An 18,360-nucleotide genomic window follows, 5' to 3' on the forward strand; every position below is an offset into this window, starting at 1 on the left:
CAAGAACCTCGCCGATCTCGGCCAGGCCAAGGAGGTGATCCAGCGGGCTTTGACCATCGACGGCACGCTCTTGTCACGCATGCTCTCCGTCGCCAGCACCGTGCCTACCCATGTCATTGCAGCGATCGGGCCGGCCAAACAGATCGGGCGGGATCGCTGGGAAGACTTCAAGAAGCTGATGGCGGTGAAGAGCAACCTCACAGTGGCCGATCGCATCCTGGACACAGAGGGCTTCGATCAGCTCGACAGCGACACCAAGTTCGAAATTCTGCACAGCAAGGTGATGGAGGCGGGCAGGGCGCCCAAGCGTCGTGCGGCCAAGGCGGCCCCGGCCAAGCGCACCTGGACCGCCGGGGAGGGCCGGATCAAGGGTGTGATCGGACGGTCCGGCCGGGCCTATACCATCTCGCTGACGGCCAAGGATTCTGCAGGGTTTGGCGAGTTTCTCTCGGAGAACCTCGATCAGCTCTACGCGGAGTATCTCGCTCGAACCGAGGAGACATCGACATCATGACCTGAGGCAAAAGAAAAGCCCCCAAGCCGATCCGGCCCGAGAGCTTATCCGATTAGATTAGACACCTACTGGATACCGCTCCCGCGAATCACTGTCAACAAGAGACGTCGTTTTGGCGAACGGGATCCTTTTGCCTCCCTAAACCACGGAGGTGAAATACAGGCATGACACAGAGCGGTTGGCGCAAGCCGACGCCGGGACTTCTACAGGCCGAACGGTTTGCGGAAGTCGGCGAACAGTTATCTATACCCAAATCCCAGGCCATCGTCGCGGTGAAGAAAGTCGCGGCAGCCATTGGTCTGAAATCCCAGGACCTGCTTCTTCTCGATACCTTCGGGGCGGTCACACAGCCCCAGGATTGGGAGCCGGGCAGGCGGCCGATCGTCTGGGCGTCGAACCATTTCCTGATGGAGCAGACCGGGTTCTCGCTCGCCACGCTCAGACGCCATGTAAGGCGGCTTTGTGAGGTTGGGGTGATTGCGATGAAGGACAGCCCCAACGGCAAGCGGTGGGGCCGCAGGGACGCGGATGGCGTGATTGTCGAGGCCTACGGCTTCGATCTCGCGCCGCTTGCGGCCCGTGCGGAGGAGTTCGAGGCGCTTTATGCGCATCTCCAGGCCGAGAGGGCCGCCTGTGCGCGCTTGCGCAACGCCATCACCGTGACACGTCGCACGATCCGCGCGAAGATCGAAAAGGCGCTGGAGGCCGGTCTGCGTGGGCCCTGGCGCAAGCTGCAGGACGCCTATAGCGGGCTTCTGGAGGGCCTTCCCGCGCGGTCCGAGGGGGCAGGGCGGCTCGGGAGCTTCCTGGCCCACATCAAGGCGCTTCTGGCATCCGTGGAGACATCCTTCGAGGCGGCTTTCGATTGGCCGGACAGATCTGATGCGATGCAGGCTTCTAATGGAGCAAACGACCAACAAGATACTCGAAATATGATACCCACGGGTCTCGAAAATGAGACCCGCATACAAACTACAAATGAACCTGATCCTGTAAAAAGTAATCGCTTTGAACCAAAGCACGCGGCAGACGTTGCGCCAGAAGGGCAGGGGAGGGCGCCGGTTGGAAGGCCGGAAGAGGTCGATCTCGACATCAGCTGGAGCACGCATGGCCAAAAACGCGGGTCCGATGTCGATATCCCGATGTTGATGGCTTCCTGTCCGCATTTTGCGGAGATGGCGCGCAGCACCCAAGGTTATATGCGGGATTGGAACGATGTGCACCGGGCTGCAGCAGCCCTGAGACCGATCGTCGGAATCTCCGAGGACGCCTGGAACGTGGCCAACAAGGTGCTTGGGCCAGCTGTGGCAGCCGCGTCGATTGCGCTGATCCTCGACAAATCGACTGACGGCGAAGTCAAATCACCCGGCGGATACCTTCGCGGGCTCGTTGAACGCGCGCAGATCGGTGAGCTGCACCTTGATCGCAGTTTCTATGGGCGTTTGAGCGGGGCAGGTGCGTAGGATGCGGTGGTTGCTTAGGTTAACCTTGCAAATCTTCCACTGGATGGCATAAATGCAAGGTATGATCACTCGAAATCACCTTGAGCGGCTCACCCAAGCCCTGGATGCGCAAGCCGGGGTTGTGCTTCTTGGGCCGCGCCAGGTGGGCAAGACCACACTGGCGCAGGATATCGCAGAGGCGCGCGACGCTGTCTATCTCGACATGGAACGCAGCGCGGATCGGCAGATTCTCGAGGAGCCGGATCTTTATCTCGATGAGCAGATGGGCAAGCTTGTGGTGATTGACGAGGTGCAGCTGATGCCGGGTCTCTTCGGGGCGCTGCGGGGACAGATCGACCGCCGCCGCCGCGCGGGGTATCGCACCGGGCAGTTTCTGCTTCTGGGCTCGGCCTCGAACACGTTGTTGCAGCAAAGCGCGGAATCGCTGGCCGGACGGGTGAGTTATCAGGAATTGACGCCCTTTACCCTCGACGAGGTAGGGCAGGGGGCCTTGCCCGCGCTCTGGTTGCGTGGCGGCTTTCCGGAGAGTTTTCTGGCCGCATCGGACCGCGCCAGCCTCTCCTGGCGGGAGGATTTCATCCGCACCTATCTCGAACGCGATATCCCGTCTTTCGGGTTGCGCATTCCATCTGAGACACTGCGGCGGTTCTGGACCATGCTGGCCCACGACCAGGGCGGGCTCTTGAACGCGGCCAGGCTTGCGGCAGGGCTCGGGGTCTCGGGCCAGAGCGTGGCGCGTTATCTCGATCTGCTGGTCGATCTGATGCTGGTGCGCCGTCTGCCGCCCTGGCACGCGAATGTCGGCAAGCGTCTGGTGAAATCGCCCAAGGTCTATATCCGCGATGCCGGTCTCACCCATGCGCTTCTCGGGCTTGAGACCCGCGAGGCCTTGCTAGGACATCCCGTGGTCGGCGGGTCCTGGGAAGGCTTCTGCATCGAGAACCTGATCGCGGCAGCCCCGCGCGGCACGGAGGCCAGTTTCTATCGCTCATCGGCCGGGGCCGAGATTGATCTGATCCTGAAACTGCCCGATCACCAGCTCTGGGCGATCGAGGTCAAACGCACCACCGCACCCAAGGTCACGCGTGGCTTCCACATTGCGGCTGACGACCTGGCCGTTGTTGAACGGCTTCTGGTCTATGCCGAGGACCGGGAGGTGCCGGGGCAGGGAGGCGTGCGGGCGATGCCTCTGGCAAACGCGATGGACCGGTTGCGGGCGCTTTAACCCGTCTCATCAGCGCGCCGGTCACCTGCGTCTCCGTCCTCTCGGACCCCGATTGCTGCTCGGCGGCGCGACGGCGCCGTCGCATACCATCGTCCTCCCCGGTCTTGTCCCCCGTGCGAGCAGGGGCGCGCGGGTCTGACGGCCGCCGCCCCCGGCGCAATGCTCTGCCCGCTCCCTTCGCTGCGCTCCCGGGTTGAGCATGCGCCAGCGGCTCAGAGCGCCCGTCCTGTCTTCCCGCGTCCCGCACGTGGGACCAGCCGACAGGAGGACATCATGGCGCAGCGACCCGACATCTACACCCGCATCACCAAACAGATCATCGCCGATCTTGAAGCCGGCACGGCACCCTGGCGCAAACCCTGGAGTGCGGACCATCTCGCGGGCCGGATCACACGGCCCCTCCGCCACAATGGCATCGCCTATCGCGGTCTCAACATCGTCCTGCTCTGGGCTGCTGCGGTGACCCACGGTTACGCCGCATCGACCTGGATGACCTACCGCCAGGCAACCGAGCTCGGCGGTCAGGTCCGCAAAGGATCGAAAGGGGCCCTGGTGATCTACGCCGACACGTTCCGAAAGACCGAGACGGATGATGCGGGCCAGGAGCGTGATCTCACGATCCCCTTCATGAAAGGCTACACGGTCTTCAATGTCGATCAGATCGACGGGCTGCCGGAGAGCTTTCATGCAATCCCGGAAGCGCCTGCGGAGCCGGAGATGCGCGATGCGGCGACAGACGCGTTCTTTGCCGCGACCGGTGCCGATATCCGTCATGGCGGCACCCAGGCCTATTACGCGGTCGAGCCGGATTACGTGCAGATGCCGCCCGTCGAGACTTTCGAGAACGCGGAAGCCTATTACGCCACGCTGGGTCACGAGGTCACTCATTGGACGCGGCACCCGGAGCGTCTCGACCGGAGTTTCGGTCGGAAGCGGTGGGGTGATGCCGGCTATGCGCAAGAGGAGCTTGTGGCCGAGCTTGGCGCGGCCTTCCTGGCTGCTGATCTCGGCCTTTCGCCCGCACCGCGCGCGGAGCATGCGTCTTACATCGATCACTGGCTACGCGGTCTTCGGCACGACACGCGATACATCTTCCAGGCTGCCGCCCATGCGCAACGCGCGGTCGATTACCTGCACGCCCTGCAGCTGCAACCGGACGATGCGGCCGCCTGAGATGTTTGCGCCGTTGGGCTCCGCTGGTGATTTCCATGCGCGGTCGGTCCTGGTAGAATTGGACATCTCAACCTTTCTCCATCGGGAGTAGAGATCCCAAGCTAAAACATGGAAAGCAGCCGTTCCTACACCACGCAGCAAAGGCTACTGAACTGAGCCCAATTCTAACTCATGCTGCAGCGATGACGAACGGCAGCTCTTTCCCAGAACCACAGTGGCCACGGATTAAAGGCGTTCCCGTTTACGCCTCGAGTAGCGCGTCGATCACAGCACATTCCGGGGCAGCGTCGCCGGTGCATCGTGCAACGGTATCCGACAAGACACGCTCAATGCGCTTCAAGTCCGCGATCTTGGCCCGAACGTCCGTCAGATGATCTTCGGCGATAACTTGAACCTCGGCGCAAGTTCTGGACTGATCATCGACCAGCCCAAGCAGCCCACGGACCTCTTCAAGGGAAAACCCGAGGTCGCGGGACCGCATAACGAAATTCAATCGTTTGACGTGGGCATCGTCATAGCTGCGATAGCCTTTCACACTGCGCGGCGGGTCCGGCATGATGCCGATCTTTTCGTAATAGCGGATGGTTTCGAGATTGCAGCCCGTTGCTCGTGCCAAATCACCCCGCCGAATTGAACTCACGCTTGTGTTACTCATTTCGCAAAAAAACCCCTTGAGCCTGTATCAACTACAGACCCTAGAACGGTGGAAATATCTGTTCAAGGAAGATTCGATGGAACAAAATTTGGCGGAACTTCCGCAATCTCGGTCGCAGAAAATTGGCGACGAAACCACCAAGGGATGGGGCGTGACCGGACTCGGCGTCCTCGGTGCGCTGGCGATGACCTCGTGCTGCATTCTGCCGCTGGTGCTGGTCAGCTTTGGCGTGACGGGCGTGTTCATCGCGCAGCTCGGGGCCCTCTATGCCTACAAGTGGTACACCTTCGCGCTGAGCGCCGCGTTCTTGGGATACGGTTTCTACAAGGCTTACAAGCCTGTAGATGCCGAGTCCTGTGCCGATGGCACCTGCGCCCGCCCCATCGACCGCCGCATCATGCGGGCGACCCTCTGGGCCGCTTCCGCGATAGTCGCTGTTGCGATGATCTTTCCTTACATCACCCCCTTCATCCTGAAATTCTGAACGAGGACAACGACCATGAAGCACCTCTTGCTATCTGCCCTGACCATCGCCGCACTCTCGACCCCGGCCCTCGCCGAAGAGCGCCAGGTCGAGATTGCCGTCAGTGATCTGACATGTCCCTCCTGTTCGTTCATCGTCGCCAGCTCGATGCGCGGTGTTCCTTCGGTCGAGATCGCCGCTTTCCAAGACGGCCCCGAATACGGAGAAGGCGTCTACAGCGTGACCTATGATGACTCTGAGACCACCATTGAAAGCATCATCGGGTCGGTGACAGCCAATGGCTATCCGGCGCAAGTGCTGCCCGACACAGCCTCCTGAAGCGTCGGCAATGCGTGACAGTTTGATGGGTGGCCTACTGGCCTTCGGAGTGGCCGCCCCGGCTCTGGTCGTTTGCTGCGGCGGCGGAACAGCCGTGCTTGCCGCACTATTCAGCGGGGTCGGTGCCTGGCTTTCCGGGGTAAACGGCATTGGCGTGCTGGTTGTGGCGGGTCTGACCTACCTGATCGTCCGCGCACTGCGTCGTTCGCACATGAGACGCGCCTCCAACTCAGACCCATCACAAAGAGGGACGGCTCCTTGACTGACACACCTGAAAACTCCGACAGTCTGCTGAAGTGGGGGCTTGGCGGTGCGCTCTTCGCCGCGCTCTGCTGCTTTACGCCGCTTCTGGTCGTCATCGTCGCTGGCGTCGGATTGTCGGCCCTCACGGGTTGGCTCGACTACGCCCTGTTCCCGCTGCTGTTCTTTAGCCTCGCCGTGGTGGCACAGGCCCTTTGGCTGCGCGCTGGTAAACCGGGACCGGCCCCAAAGCTCTGGGCCACCGGCCTCGCGGCAGCCCTGTCGATCCTGATCATCCTCCTTGAGTTCAGGTTCGCAATACGGATCACAATCGGCGTTTTCGCCGCCACCGCACTCTACGCGGTTCTCCTGAACCGTGGGCAAAAGAAAGGAACGCTCTCATGATGATGGGATGTTGCACCACCACCGGCATGGTCTTCGGCCTTCTCGGCATGCTCACACCGCTGATCGCCATCGGCGCGGTCATCTATCTGCTCGCCACCAAATCGAACAACCCCGAGTATGGCGAGGCGTGCTGAGATGAAAGACCTGAACAAAAACGACAATGGGCGTGGCGGCTATGACCTGATCGTCCTCGGGGCGGGGTCGGCAGGGTTCTCCGCCGCGATTACAGGCGCGGATGCCGGAAAGCGTGTTGCCCTCGCGGGACATGGCACCATTGGCGGAACCTGCGTCAACGTGGGGTGTGTACCGTCCAAGGCGATGATCCGTGCAGCAGAGGCTGTGCATGGCGCGACCGCCGCGAAGAGGTTCCCCGGCCTGTCAGGACAGGCACACGTGGATGACTGGCGGACGCTCGTTCAGTCCAAGGACGATCTGGTCGCGACCCTGCGCCAAAAGAAATACGCGGACCTTCTGCCGGAATATGAGGGTGTCGATTACATCGATGCCGGTGCAGCGCGACTGATCGAAGGTGGCGTTACAGTCGGTGAGCGAACCCTGAAAGCGCCAAAGATCATTGTCGCCACGGGCGGGCGTCCCGTCCTGCCGACCATCGATGGGATCGAGGAAATCGGCGCGCTCGACAGCACCAGCCTTCTGGAACTCGAAGTGCTGCCAAAAAGCCTGATCTTCATCGGCGCGGGCTACATTGGCGCGGAACTGGCCCAGATGATGAGCCGCATGGGCGTGGAGATAACGCTTGTTGCGCGGTCGCACCTGCTGCCCGGCGCGGAGCCGGAAGTTTCGGAGGCGCTGGCGGAGGCGTTCGTGGCCGAAGGCATCACCCTTCTGTCCGGGTTAAGTTACGACACTGTGCGCCGCGACGACGTGGGCGTGACACTGCGCGTGATCCAGGACGGAAAGCCTGTCGAAGTGACGGCGGATCACCTCGTATCGACCGCTGGCAGGCGGGCAAATACCGAACATATGGGCCTCGAAGAGATTGGCGTTGAAACCGACGCGTGCGGGTCCATCGTCGTTGGCGAGGATATGCAGACATCGGTGCCCGGCATCTATGCAGCAGGCGATGTGACCGACCGCGACCAGTTCGTCTATATGGCGGCCTACGGTGCAAAGCTCGCGGCCAAAAACGCGGTTCTCGGCGAGGATCATCGCTACGACAACGCTGCGATGCCATGGGTGGTGTTTTCCGACCCTCAAGTCGCGGGTGCTGGTCTCAGTGAAGCCCAAGCGCGGGACGCGGGCTTCGACGTCAAGACGTCTATCGTGCCGCTTGATCAGGTGCCTCGTGCGCTGGCCGCACGTGACACGCGCGGATTGATCAAGCTGGTGGCGGACAGAAAGTCCGACCGTTTACTTGGTGGCCAGATCATCGCACCGGAGGGGTCCGATACGATCCAGACCCTCGTCATGGCGCTGAAGTTCGGCATGACCACAAAGGCCCTCGGGGAGACGATCTTCCCGTATCTGACAACGGTGGAAGGGCTGAAGCTGGCGGCGCAAACCTTCGACATGGACGTGGCGAAGCTGAGCTGTTGCGCCGGATGAAGATCAGGACAAGGACCAGCAAATGAATGAAGACTACGACCTGATCGTCATCGGGGCAGGTATGGCCGGAGTTGCAGCAGCCAACAAATGTGGCGCAGCGGGATGGCGTGTCGCCATTGTCGATGCGCTGCCCTACGGCGGCACCTGCGCATTGCGCGGCTGCGATCCGAAGAAAATCCTGCGCCGTGGTGCGGAAATCATCGACGCTGTACGACTCATGCAGGGCAAGGGGATCGATCCCGGTGATCTGTCGATCAACTGGGCCGATCTGATGGCACACAAGCGCGGCTTCACCGACCCGGTGCCGGACAAGATGGAAAAAGGCCTATCGGGCAACGGCGTCGAAACCCTACATGGAGCCGCCCGCTTCACGGGAGACAACACGCTGGAGGTTGATGGGACGACATATCAGTCGGAACGGTTCCTCGTGGCCGCCGGGGCCATGCCCAGGCCGCTCGGCTTCACCGGAGCCAATCTCGTGATCGACAGCACGGATTTCCTCGACCTTGAGGCCCTTCCCGAACGGGTTCTTTTTATCGGTGGCGGCTTCGTGTCCTTCGAGTTTGCGCATATCGCCGCACGGGCTGGAGCCAAACCCATCGTTGTGGATCGCGGGGCCCGTCCACTAGGTGGCTTTGACCCCGATCTGGTCGAGATGCTGATCGACCGCAGCGCCGGTATTGGCGTGGAGCTGATACGCGAGACGGAAATCGTCTCAGTTGCGGAAGCCAGTGGAGTATTCACTGTTGAGGTGAAGTCAGGCGATCAGGTCCGGACAATCGAAACCGATCTGGTCGTGCATGGCGCGGGCCGGGTTGCAGCCCTGGCTGACCTGAGTCTTGAGGCGGCTGGTGTTGACTACAGTGACAAGGGCATCGTTGTAGCCCCCCATCTGCAAAGCACGACAAACAGCGCGGTCTATGCCGCCGGAGATTCCGCCGACACCGATGGCATGCCGCTGACGCCCGTCGCGGTGATCGAAGGGAAAGTCGCGGCCTCCAACATGCTCAAAAACGCGCAGACCGCGCCCGACTATGCAGGTATTCCCACAGCCGTCTTCACCGTCCCGGAAGTGGCGCGTGTCGGCATGTTGGAAAATGAAGCAAGGGACGCCGGGCATGATGTCGATGTTCGGTTCACCGACACGCGCGATTGGTACTCGAACTACCGTATCGGCGAAACCTCCGCCGCCGGGAAGATCCTCGTGGACAGATCGAGCGGCAAAATCCTCGGCGCGCACCTGTTCGGTCCGGAATACGGCGAGCTGATCAACTTCTTCGGCTTGGCGATCAAGCTGGGTCTGACCGCGAAGCAGCTTCAGTCGATGACGGCGGCTTATCCAAGTGTCGGATCGGACCTGGGATCGCTGCTTTAACGCAAGCGCCTCCTACTCAGCCCACAGATCGCTCTTCGCATCTCGAATGATCATCCACGAGGAATGCAGAAACAGTCCCGCGATGGCGAAGGCAACGATGAGGTCGGGCCAGGCACTGCCGAGCCATGCGACCAGCCCGGCGGCGATCACCACGGCAAGGTTGCCGATGGCGTCGTTGCGTGAGAACAACCAGACCGTCCGCATGTTGGCATCGCCCTTGCGGTGCTTCAGCAGCGGCAGCACCGCGAGGATGTTGACGATCAGCGCCCCTACGGCGAAGGCCCCCATCAATCCGGCCTCGGGTGTCGTCTGGTTAAGAACGCGCCAGAGCGTGCTGCCGACAATGCCAAGCCCCAGAAGCCCCAGAAACACGCCCTGAATCATTGCCGACCGCGCTCGCCACGTCAGGCTCCAACCGATGGCGAGCAGGCCCAGAAACGTGATCGCGCCGTCACCCAGAAAATCGAGCGCGTCCGCCTTCAGCGCCTGCGACCCTGAAAGGAACCCGCCGAACATCTCGACCAGGCCGTAGCCGAGATTGAGCAGAACCACGATCCAAAGGGCGCGGCGATAGCTCGGGTCCTTGTAGGCCGGATCGGAAGATGTATCGCCGTCCTCAATTCTCTCGAAACCGTAGCCCGTCGCGTCGAGCGCGGGCCGCACTTTCGGCAAGTCGGCCTCCGCGATCCGCAACGTCATGACGTGGGTCGCGGCGGACACCTTCACATCGCCTTCGGCCAAGCCCGCAAACCGGGCTGCGCGCTCGATCTCGGCGGCATCCTTGGCGCAGTCCATGCCCTGCACCCGCATTCGGATCGGGGAGGAGGCTGTCACCAACGTGCTGTTCTCGGGCTGGCTCATGTGCGATCCTATTCGAGGTGGCGGGCGAAAGAGGTCGCCTCTAACGTATCAGTGGATAATGATATGACAGCGCAGAATACTCAAGACGATCTTTCGGCACCCGATACCTTGGAACTGCGGGCAAAGCTCTTCCGGGGCCTCGGCGATCCCAACCGCCTCGCCATCCTCGATGCGCTAGAATCGAACGAATGCAGCGTGCAGGAAATCGTCGGCCGTACTGGCTTGGGGCAGCCCAACGTCTCAAACCATCTGCGCTGCCTGCTGGATTGCGGGCTGGTCAGCCGACGCAGCGAAGGTCGATTTGTCCGGTATCGGCTGGCCGATGGACGGGTTGCTGTCCTTCTCCGCGATGCGGATCGGCTTCTTGCCGCGACGGGGACCGGGATCGACAACTGCAAGCGCTACACAGAGTAGTTGCTCATCCGTGCCGCTCCTCGCCATGCCCGCGTCCGCCGAACTCGGACGGGTCGTCGCAGGCGTGGCGCGCGCATTCCAGCTCCAGCGTCGTGTGCTCGATGTCGAAGCGGTCGGAGAGCGCCGCTTTGATCCTATCTTTCACTGCGTCGGCGTCGTTCCAGCGGCCCTCGGCAATGACGACATGCGCGTCCAAGGCTGCACGGTGTTCGTCCATCTGCCAGAAATGCGCGTGGTGGATGCCCGTCACGCCGTCGATCTCCCGCACGGTATCAAGAACCGCGTCTGTCTCGATCTCGGGCGGCGAGCCGAGCATCAGGATACGGATTACGGGGCCGATCTCGCGGAACGACTGCCAAAGGATGTAACCCGCAATCAACACCGTCACGAGCGGGTCGATGAGACGCCAATCGTAAAGCAGGATCAGCGTGCCAGCGACAATGACTGCGACGGAGCCGAGCGCGTCGGCCACGTTGTGCAGAAACGCGGCGCGGATGTTCACGCTGGATTTCGACATGGCGTAGGTCAGCGCAGCCGTCACCGCGTCCACGATCAGCGCGATCCCGGCGATGACGACGATCAGCCAGCCCTCGACCGGCTGCGGATCGGCAAAGCGCATCGCGGCTTCGTAGAGCAAGTAGAGGCCGATCACGATCAGCGTGGTATAATTGATGAGGGCGGCCACCACCTCGACCCGACCATAGCCGAAGGTCATTTCGGCATCCCGGGGTCGCCGCGCGATCTTGCGCGCGCCGAACGCGATGATGAGTGAAATCGCGTCGGAAAAGTTGTGCAGCGCATCGGCAATAAGCGCCAGCGAACCGGAAATGATGCCGCCTACGATCTGCGCGACCGTCAGGCCCATATTGACCGCGATGGCGGCGAAGACGCGGCGGTCGCCTGCCTCGGGATCAACGTGATGATGGTGGCCGTGCCCCATAGCGGCGGATCCTTTTGATTCGTATCGTTTCAGGATAGATACGATCTACAGCGACTGTAGGTTCAAGGGCCTGGAATGAAAGAATACTCTATCGGGCAGATGTCGCGCCGGACGGGCGTGAAAGTGACAACGATCCGCTACTACGAAGGCCGGGGTCTGATCCCGTCACCGGCGCGCACCGAAGGCGGGCAACGGCGCTACGATGAAGCCGCCCTCGATCGCCTCGCCTTCCTGCGCCACGCGCGAGAACTGGGCTTCGGTCTGGATGACATTGCCGATCTGATGGCTTTGGCCGAAGCTCCGTCAAAGGACTGTGCACCAGCGCATGAGATCGCACGCAAGCAGCTCGCGGCAGTTGACCGACGCCTGACCATCCTCAAACAGCTTCGGGAAGAACTGGCGCGGCTGGCCGATGCGTACGATCCGGGCCACGCCGGAAAGTGTCGCGTGATCGAAGTTTTGGGGGATCACCAGCTTTGCAATGGCGCACACGATGAGCCAGATGACACTCCTGGCCGCTTTTGACCGGACCACTCTTCCGCAAGCAGCCATTGATAATACGCATTTGAACGGCAGGATCGTCCCGCATGAAGTCTGTTCGCAACTCACGTGGCGAATGGCTGGTGAGTAGGCGAGCCTAGGCCCCCCGTAGTTCTATCTCGTCAGCCACGTTAGACCTGCAAGCCGGTACTAGCATGACAGTCCCGCAATGTGAGTTTTGGCTAGGCTGAATAAACGCGGGAAAGCTCGATACTGCCGTCTTTTGCGATCAGTTCGGCGCATTTCTAGAACGCGTTTTCTTCTCTGTGCCCCTCGGTGTGTTTGAGGCGGGTTCACGCGGCTCAAGTCGATCTCCTCGCGTTTTCTTCTGGCTGCAATCTCCGGGACCTGGCCCGTCTGACGGGCGTGCGCTGCGCACACCCCCTTCAAGCAGAACTTTCCCCTGACCGCTGATGCGGCCATTCCTCGCGAAACAAAGTTCCGCCTGACAGCCGCTCCGGACGGTCCCGGTCTCTTCTTGCATCGAAAACAAGAGGAGATCGACATGACCCGCTACTACACCGTCACCACGCCCGAGACGGGCCGCGACGACAAGACCCGGTTCCACAAGATTGGCGTCGCCTTCCTGCAAAAGCCCGATGCGAAATCCTTCCTGACGATCCAGCTTTTCGCCACCCCCGTGAACGGCCAGCTCGTCCTTTTCGCGCCGAAGTCAGACGGGCAGGGCGACGACCCGGAGCTCGTCGAGTGAGCCGCCTCCCGGGGCGGCGCGCGCTGCTCCGGTCCTTCCCAAACAATACCCCGAGGAGACCTCCCATGGAGCTTTTACCGCACACCGTCCGCGAACAACTGGCCGAGAACGGTCGTATCAACCAGGCCCGCATCGCGGCGGGCGAGGACACGATCGACTTTGAACCGGTCGTCAAATTCTTCACCCCCGATGCCGGGGCGACCTGGCTGCTCACCGAGATCGATCCCGCGGACCCGGACATCGCTTTCGGTCTCTGCGATCTGGGGCTGGGTTTCCCCGAGATCGGATCGGTGCGGTTGAGCGAACTCTGTGCCGTCCGAGGACGTCTCGAGTTGCCGGTCGAACGGGACCTGCACTTCACGGCCAACGCGACGCTGAGCACCTACGCAGAGCGTGCCCGGCAGGCCGGAGGGATCGTGGCGTGAGCACCAATATCTCCTCCGATCACATCAGCGCCTTCGAGGCGCTGACTTCTGGCCGCTTCGAGAACTTCGCCCTGTTCTCCTGTTTCGTGGATGGCACGCCTTCAGCTGCCATCGTTGCTGTCACCCGGTCCGACGACCCGAACTCAGAGGTTCAGATCACACCCCTGTTCGTCAGCGTGACGAAAAACATGGTGGTGACCGATCATGAAGGTGTCCCAGCCTGACGCAACTTGGATGGGCCGCAAGTTGCGGTCCATCTTTCTCAGGCGTCGCTGGTTGGTTTGGGGATGACATGCAAGGGCGGGTGCCGCGACATGTGGTGCTCTTTGACGGGTCCTCATGATTGATCCAGGGCTGGCTGCCCCTCGTGTGCCCGATGCCTGCAGCATTGGACCTGACCCATGATACGTTAACGTTAGCGACTCGGCGTGATTTTGCGCAATGGCATGGCGCGCAATACGACAAATTGCGCAAAGTTACGAATTGATGTATCCCTGAGGATGAAATGAGAGGGACGTTGGCAGGATATGCCAAATGTCTGCGACTTTTGTCCGAGGGGTCTGAGACGTGACTAAGGGACGCCCGAAACGCCTGAAGCTCGAAGAACGGATCGCGCTGGCGCGGCGCTATCATGCGGGAGAAACGCCCAAGGTTCTGGCAGAGGCCTATGGCGTCTCACGGCGGCACGTGACGCGGATTGCCAAGGAAGAGAAAGGCGAGGGTCAGGAAGTCCGCGACCCTTCCGTTACGGTGAGTTTCCGCACGGCACAGTCCGATCTCAGCGCTTTCGATGCCGAATGGCAGGGCCTTGGGTTTGCGACCCGGAGCCAGGCCTTGCAGGCGATGGTGCGGGCACGGTGTGGGGTGCTGTCGCTGATGCAGAGTGACCTGCAGGCTTTCTCGGAGACGGTGCAACGGGCACAGGATTTGTCGCGCGCCGCACGCGTTCTGGCAAAGTCGGTCCATCGCGGACAGCTGCACCTTGCGATGGCAGATCGTCAGCTTCTGTCAGATCTTCTTGAGCTGGCTCAGGGAACGCATCGTGACCTCGCATCCTTGAAGGTGGCGGCGCAACGGCGACGCGGCGACGGGTGGGCTCCCACGGAAGCGGTTGCCAAAACAGAGGGCGGGGAGGTGCTGACGAATGTCTAAGCCATTGGCCCTCTACCATGCCGTGATGGGCAAGCTCTGGGAGACGGAACGTATTCAGGGGCAGCGCCAGGCGCGGGTGGAGGCGCGTCTTGCAGGGCGACGGCAGGGGCGCAGCTACCAGCGCACCGGACGCGTCTCCGCGCGCAACCTGCTCAAGTCCGCGATGCCGGAGAGCCGGGCCGCGGTCTTCAAACGGATCAGGGCAGGGGGCTGCAAGACGCGGGCGAGCCTTGGCAACCAGCTGGCCTACGTGAACGACAAAGCGGTCTACAGCTATTCCACAATGACCAACCCTCTAAGCGACGGGGCCGTCCTAACCGAAGACCAGAAGGCCGAGATCGTCGAGGCCTGGTCGGAGACGTGGCGCGGGACCACGAAGCTCGGGTTCACTTCGCATATGCTGCTCTCATTCCCGACGGATGTCAGCGTGGATCAGGTCCGCGACATCACCCTCGACTGGGCGGAGCATTTCTTCGAGAGCGGCGACTTCGGCGATCAGTGGGATTACGTGCTCAGCGTGCATGACGACCGGGCGCATAAACACGCGCATATCATTCTCAACAATCGCGGTCTCAACAACGGGACCTGGTTCTCGTGCTGGGCCGAGGGTGTGATGTCGCCGCAGCTCATGCGTGAGAAGCAGGCAGAGATTGCTGAAAGCTACGGCGTTGTCCTGGAAGCAACGACCCGTCTCGAACGCGGCATCTTCGAGAAGGCGCCTGGCATCGAGGAAATCTACCGGGCCAAGGAAGACGCGCGCCTGCCGCGCGAGATCGCGCTGACGGGGCAAGAGCGGTCCATTGCCAAGGCGCAGGTTGTGGGTTTCGCGAAAGACTACCGGGACCTTGCGGACGTGCTCGATTACATGGACCAGAAACACCTTGCCTATGCGATGCGGCGGATGGCGGCGTCATTGGGCGCGTCCGCCTCGCTCGGGTCCGAGACATCCCACATCTTCACCGCAGGAGAGATCGACATGGAGACCATTCGAACGGTCGGTGATGCCATCGACTATGCCGAGAAGACCATCGAAGCCTTGCGCCTCAAGGCCGAGGAACTGGACCCGATCGCGCGTCCGGCTTTTGAGACCAAGGCGGCAGATGTCGTCCGCGACCTGTCGCAGATGGTGCCCGATCCAGACCTGCGGGCGCGGTTCGGGCGTGAGTTGGCGGAGCCCTTCCCGCCGGGGTCCGGAGACACGCGTCTGAGCGACGCGATGTCTTCCGGTGAGGATCGTGTTCTCGAAGCTTTGAAAGCGGATGCGGCAGCAGCGGGTCTCGACGCGGACGAGCTGGTCGCGCGGATCGAGGCGGGCGGTACAACCAATTACGGGCTTGCACAGGATTGGGTGGAGCGCGACATGGCCGCGGTCCTCGCCAATGAGGGGGTCGAACTCTCAAAGGCCAGCGAAGTGCAACAGGACCGGGCGCTCGAGACGGTCGATGGTCTCATGGACCGCCTGTTGGACCGGGCAAAGGAGCTGGGCGTCGCCACGGACCTCTCGCGGGCCTCAGACGAATTGCAGCTGATCGATGATGACGACCCAGGGCTCGATCCATGGCCCAACCCCTATCTGCAGGATCTGGCCGATATGCTTCGGGATGGCCAATTGTCGGACAGTCAGGAAGACACCGTCGAGCGGACGCTCCAGGCGGAGCTCTTCAAGGAGCTGGGCGAAGACGGGCTCGCGGAACTCCGCCGCGGCAATTACGAAGTCCTGGCCGAGGTGCTGCCCAATCGGATCGATCAGATCACGGTCACCCAGGAATTTCTTGAGCTGACCCATGAGCAAACGGGTGATCAGATGTTCACCGACCGCGCCGCCGCTTTGCAGCAGGACAAGGCCAATGCGATGGCCCAAGAGACCAGCCTTGAGTTGCAGCGCGGCAGGGGTTTGGACACCGGCCGGGATCTGTCCCGCGATCTCGATGACGAGATCAGTTTCTGATGAGTACCCGTCTGCCTCTCTGGGCTGCCGTGCCCATGGGCTCGCTGTGCGGGGCGGCCCTCGGCACCATTGTGGCCAGTTTCTATCTCACTTTGGCTCTCAAGACGGGTATGACTGACTTTGATATGTTTGCGGTCTGGACCGCGAGTGCGGGACTGCGGGCAGCGCATCCCGAGGCGTTTCAGGTCGCCTTTGGCGCGGTCGGATTTGGGGCTGTCGGACTGGCGGTGCTGGCCTTCAGCTGGACCTGGGCGCAGGACCGCGATGATTACGGCTCCGCGCATTGGCAGACAAAGCGAGAGCTCAAGGTCAACGGCATGCTGCAGACCCCGGGGACAGGCTTTGTCTGCGGCAAGCTGGGCAAACCCAGGGCGCAGGCCCCCTTTATCTCGGCAAGCGATATTCCGCACGTGATGATGGTGGCCCCAACCCGGGCGGGCAAAGGCGTGGGATTTGTCATTCCGAACCTGCTGTCCTTTGCGGGCTCTGTTGTGGTGCTCGACGTGAAAGGCGAGAATTTCGAGAAAACGGCCCGGCTGCGCGCGCTCAACGGCGACGAGGTGTTCCGATTCAGCCCGTTCGACTGGGCCAACAGCACCCATCGCTACAATCCGCTGGCCCGGATTGCCGCCGCGCCAAGCTTCGCGCAGCAGTTCACCGAAGTCTCGATCCTGGCCGATCTCTTTCTCGACAAGGACAACAAAACCCTCGACACGTTCTCGGAGGCCGGAAAATCGATCTTCGTTGCGGCTTGTCTTTTGGCGATCCAGCGCGGACGACCGACGCTTGGCGAGGTGAACAAGATCGTCACCGGCGGCGACTACAAGAACGCGCAGTACAGCGCCTATGCCGAGGAGGCCAAGGAAGCGACGGTCCGGGAGCTCTGGATCAATGCTGCAAGTGCCTCCTCCAGACTACTGACCTCCAACATACAGGCCTTGATGACAGCCGGACTGAAGCAGTGGGACAACCCGGCGGTGCGAACAGCGACGGATGCCAGTGACTTTGAGTTTGCGGCGTTCCGCAAGACACCCCATGCGCTCTACATCGTGGTCTCCGAGGATCATATCGCGACGCTGGCGCCGCTTTTGCGGCTCATGTTTGCCGATCTCATCGCCAGCTTGCGATTGAACGAACCGGGGTCAGACGAACCCTGGCCCGTTATGATGATGATCGACGAGTTCCAGCAAATGGGGGCAATGCCTTATCTTGAGCGCGCAATCCATTCGTTGGCGGCCTATGGCGGTCGCGTGGCGATGATCGCGCAGTCTCTTGCCTCGCTTGATCGCATCTACGGACCAGAAGGACGTGAGAGCCTCGAAAACGGGGCTGGACTGAAGCTCTACATCACACCGCGCGACCAGCGAACGGTGCGGGAGGTCTCGGCGGCCGTCGGCAGCACCACGCGCGAGGCGGTGACGCGCATGTATGGGCGCAACAAGGGCCTCCTGGGGGCCACTTCGACCACGTCGCGGCTCGAAGAACGTCCGCTCCTGTCCGAAACAGAGGCGCGGACCATGGACCCGGACGAGGTCATCATTCTGGCCTCGCCTCAGCACCCGATCCGCGCGCAGCGCATCAAGTATTTCGAGGACCCATTCTTCGAGCGACTGTCGGAGCGTCAGTCTGGAAAGGACTTTCCATATCCGCCGCGCGTCGAGGGGGTGGGGCCTTGGCAAGAGGAACCAGAGCCGGTGCCGTCGCCAAGCGCCGCGGAGACTAACGAGGGCGCTCCCGCAAGTGAACGCGCCCGGCGTCGGCAGGCACGCGCGATGCAGTCGAACAGGGACGAGCCGCGTGCGGGCATGTCCCGCCCGGAGACCCTGCGACGCGACGAACCGGTGCCGGAACGGTGGGAAGAGGTCTTCAGTGAGCAGGGCGACTTCATCGATGAGTTGCTTGGGGATCAGTAGTCGGGGCGGGAAGCTGACCTTCGCTGCGAATGCAAAA

22 protein-coding genes are annotated in these 18,360 nt (G+C 61.8%); 19 read left to right on the forward strand and 3 right to left on the reverse strand.

Annotated elements, in window-relative coordinates; all coding sequences use genetic code 11:
* The 4 genes from KIN_RS20780 to KIN_RS20795 all read left to right on the forward strand — a co-directional run.
* Positions 1-514 (forward strand): plasmid partitioning protein RepB C-terminal domain-containing protein (locus KIN_RS20780; RefSeq protein ID WP_279285299.1); only part of this gene is annotated, 514 nt, incomplete at its 5' end.
* A gap of 164 nt (positions 515-678) precedes the next feature.
* Positions 679-1,977: a plasmid replication protein RepC gene (repC, locus tag KIN_RS20785; RefSeq protein WP_159810791.1), complete on the forward strand. Its 1,299-nt coding sequence runs from the start codon at positions 679-681 to the stop codon at positions 1,975-1,977.
* 52 nt (positions 1,978-2,029) lie between these two features.
* Positions 2,030-3,202, forward strand: a complete 1,173-nt coding sequence (locus KIN_RS20790) for an ATP-binding protein (protein WP_174239150.1) — start codon at positions 2,030-2,032, stop codon at positions 3,200-3,202.
* Positions 3,203-3,475: 273 nt separating this feature from the next.
* Positions 3,476-4,375: an ArdC family protein gene (locus tag KIN_RS20795; RefSeq protein WP_159810793.1), complete on the forward strand. Its 900-nt coding sequence runs from the start codon at positions 3,476-3,478 to the stop codon at positions 4,373-4,375.
* Positions 4,376-4,616: 241 nt separating this feature from the next.
* Here the strand turns inward: KIN_RS20795 and KIN_RS20800 are convergent, their stop codons facing one another.
* Positions 4,617-5,030, reverse strand: coding sequence for a MerR family transcriptional regulator (locus KIN_RS20800; RefSeq protein WP_174239151.1), 414 nt, complete (start codon positions 5,028-5,030; stop codon positions 4,617-4,619).
* A 16-nt stretch (positions 5,031-5,046) separates the two neighbouring features.
* Between KIN_RS20800 and KIN_RS20805 the strand changes: the two genes are divergently transcribed.
* Genes KIN_RS20805 through KIN_RS20835 form a run of 7 tightly spaced genes read left to right on the forward strand, consistent with a single transcriptional unit; the run spans position 5,047 to position 9,418 of the window.
* Positions 5,047-5,514: a mercuric transporter MerT family protein gene (locus KIN_RS20805; RefSeq protein ID WP_444543184.1), complete on the forward strand. Its 468-nt coding sequence runs from the start codon at positions 5,047-5,049 to the stop codon at positions 5,512-5,514.
* 15 nt (positions 5,515-5,529) lie between these two features.
* Entirely contained in the window at positions 5,530-5,832 is a 303-nt protein-coding gene (locus tag KIN_RS20810; RefSeq protein ID WP_159810795.1) for a heavy-metal-associated domain-containing protein, read from the forward strand.
* Between the two features lie 10 nt (positions 5,833-5,842).
* Positions 5,843-6,094 (forward strand): hypothetical protein, encoded by a 252-nt coding sequence (locus KIN_RS20815; RefSeq protein ID WP_159810797.1) that lies wholly within the window; start codon positions 5,843-5,845, stop codon positions 6,092-6,094.
* Complete coding sequence (gene merF, locus KIN_RS20820; RefSeq protein WP_159810799.1) at positions 6,091-6,477, forward strand: mercury resistance system transport protein MerF; 387 nt, start codon at positions 6,091-6,093, stop codon at positions 6,475-6,477. Before KIN_RS20815 ends, merF begins: the two co-directional genes overlap by 4 nt.
* Complete coding sequence (locus KIN_RS20825; RefSeq protein WP_159810801.1) at positions 6,474-6,611, forward strand: hypothetical protein; 138 nt, start codon at positions 6,474-6,476, stop codon at positions 6,609-6,611. The genes merF and KIN_RS20825 overlap by 4 nt, the downstream gene beginning before the upstream one ends.
* Position 6,612: 1 nt before the next feature.
* A complete protein-coding gene (gene merA, locus KIN_RS20830) occupies positions 6,613-8,043 on the forward strand; it encodes a mercury(II) reductase (protein WP_243145000.1) in 1,431 nt (476 codons plus the stop codon).
* 22 nt (positions 8,044-8,065) lie between these two features.
* Positions 8,066-9,418: a dihydrolipoyl dehydrogenase family protein gene (locus KIN_RS20835; protein WP_159810805.1), complete on the forward strand. Its 1,353-nt coding sequence runs from the start codon at positions 8,066-8,068 to the stop codon at positions 9,416-9,418.
* Between the two features lie 12 nt (positions 9,419-9,430).
* Here the strand turns inward: KIN_RS20835 and KIN_RS20840 are convergent, their stop codons facing one another.
* A complete protein-coding gene (locus KIN_RS20840; protein WP_159810807.1) occupies positions 9,431-10,279 on the reverse strand; it encodes a cation diffusion facilitator family transporter in 849 nt (282 codons plus the stop codon).
* A 63-nt stretch (positions 10,280-10,342) separates the two neighbouring features.
* On the opposite strand from KIN_RS20840, the gene KIN_RS20845 reads away from it, so the two are divergent.
* On the forward strand, positions 10,343-10,693 hold the full coding sequence (locus tag KIN_RS20845; RefSeq protein ID WP_159810809.1) for an ArsR/SmtB family transcription factor: 351 nt from the start codon (positions 10,343-10,345) through the stop codon (positions 10,691-10,693).
* Between the two features lie 4 nt (positions 10,694-10,697).
* Here the strand turns inward: KIN_RS20845 and KIN_RS20850 are convergent, their stop codons facing one another.
* Positions 10,698-11,633 (reverse strand): cation diffusion facilitator family transporter, encoded by a 936-nt coding sequence (locus KIN_RS20850; RefSeq protein WP_159810811.1) that lies wholly within the window; start codon positions 11,631-11,633, stop codon positions 10,698-10,700.
* Positions 11,634-11,708: 75 nt separating this feature from the next.
* Here KIN_RS20850 and KIN_RS20855 point away from each other — a divergent pair, with 75 nt between their 5' ends.
* The 7 genes from KIN_RS20855 to KIN_RS20885 all read left to right on the forward strand — a co-directional run bounded on the left by KIN_RS20855 (position 11,709) and on the right by KIN_RS20885 (position 18,323).
* A complete protein-coding gene (locus KIN_RS20855) occupies positions 11,709-12,158 on the forward strand; it encodes a MerR family transcriptional regulator (RefSeq protein WP_159810813.1) in 450 nt (149 codons plus the stop codon).
* A 520-nt stretch (positions 12,159-12,678) separates the two neighbouring features.
* Positions 12,679-12,885, forward strand: coding sequence for a hypothetical protein (locus KIN_RS20860; RefSeq protein ID WP_159810815.1), 207 nt, complete (start codon positions 12,679-12,681; stop codon positions 12,883-12,885).
* A gap of 65 nt (positions 12,886-12,950) precedes the next feature.
* Positions 12,951-13,310, forward strand: a complete 360-nt coding sequence (locus KIN_RS20865; RefSeq protein WP_159810817.1) for a DUF2958 domain-containing protein — start codon at positions 12,951-12,953, stop codon at positions 13,308-13,310.
* A complete protein-coding gene (locus KIN_RS20870) occupies positions 13,307-13,534 on the forward strand; it encodes a hypothetical protein (protein ID WP_159810819.1) in 228 nt (75 codons plus the stop codon). Before KIN_RS20865 ends, KIN_RS20870 begins: the two co-directional genes overlap by 4 nt.
* A gap of 343 nt (positions 13,535-13,877) precedes the next feature.
* Positions 13,878-14,462, forward strand: a complete 585-nt coding sequence (locus KIN_RS20875; RefSeq protein WP_159810821.1) for a helix-turn-helix domain-containing protein — start codon at positions 13,878-13,880, stop codon at positions 14,460-14,462.
* A complete protein-coding gene (locus KIN_RS20880) occupies positions 14,455-16,410 on the forward strand; it encodes a relaxase/mobilization nuclease domain-containing protein (RefSeq protein ID WP_159810823.1) in 1,956 nt (651 codons plus the stop codon). The genes KIN_RS20875 and KIN_RS20880 overlap by 8 nt, the downstream gene beginning before the upstream one ends.
* A complete protein-coding gene (locus KIN_RS20885; protein ID WP_159810825.1) occupies positions 16,410-18,323 on the forward strand; it encodes a type IV secretory system conjugative DNA transfer family protein in 1,914 nt (637 codons plus the stop codon). Before KIN_RS20880 ends, KIN_RS20885 begins: the two co-directional genes overlap by 1 nt.
* Positions 18,324-18,360: the final 37 nt, after the last annotated feature.

The organism is Litoreibacter roseus, from assembly GCF_009811795.1.
Classification (GTDB): domain Bacteria; phylum Pseudomonadota; class Alphaproteobacteria; order Rhodobacterales; family Rhodobacteraceae; genus Litoreibacter; species Litoreibacter roseus.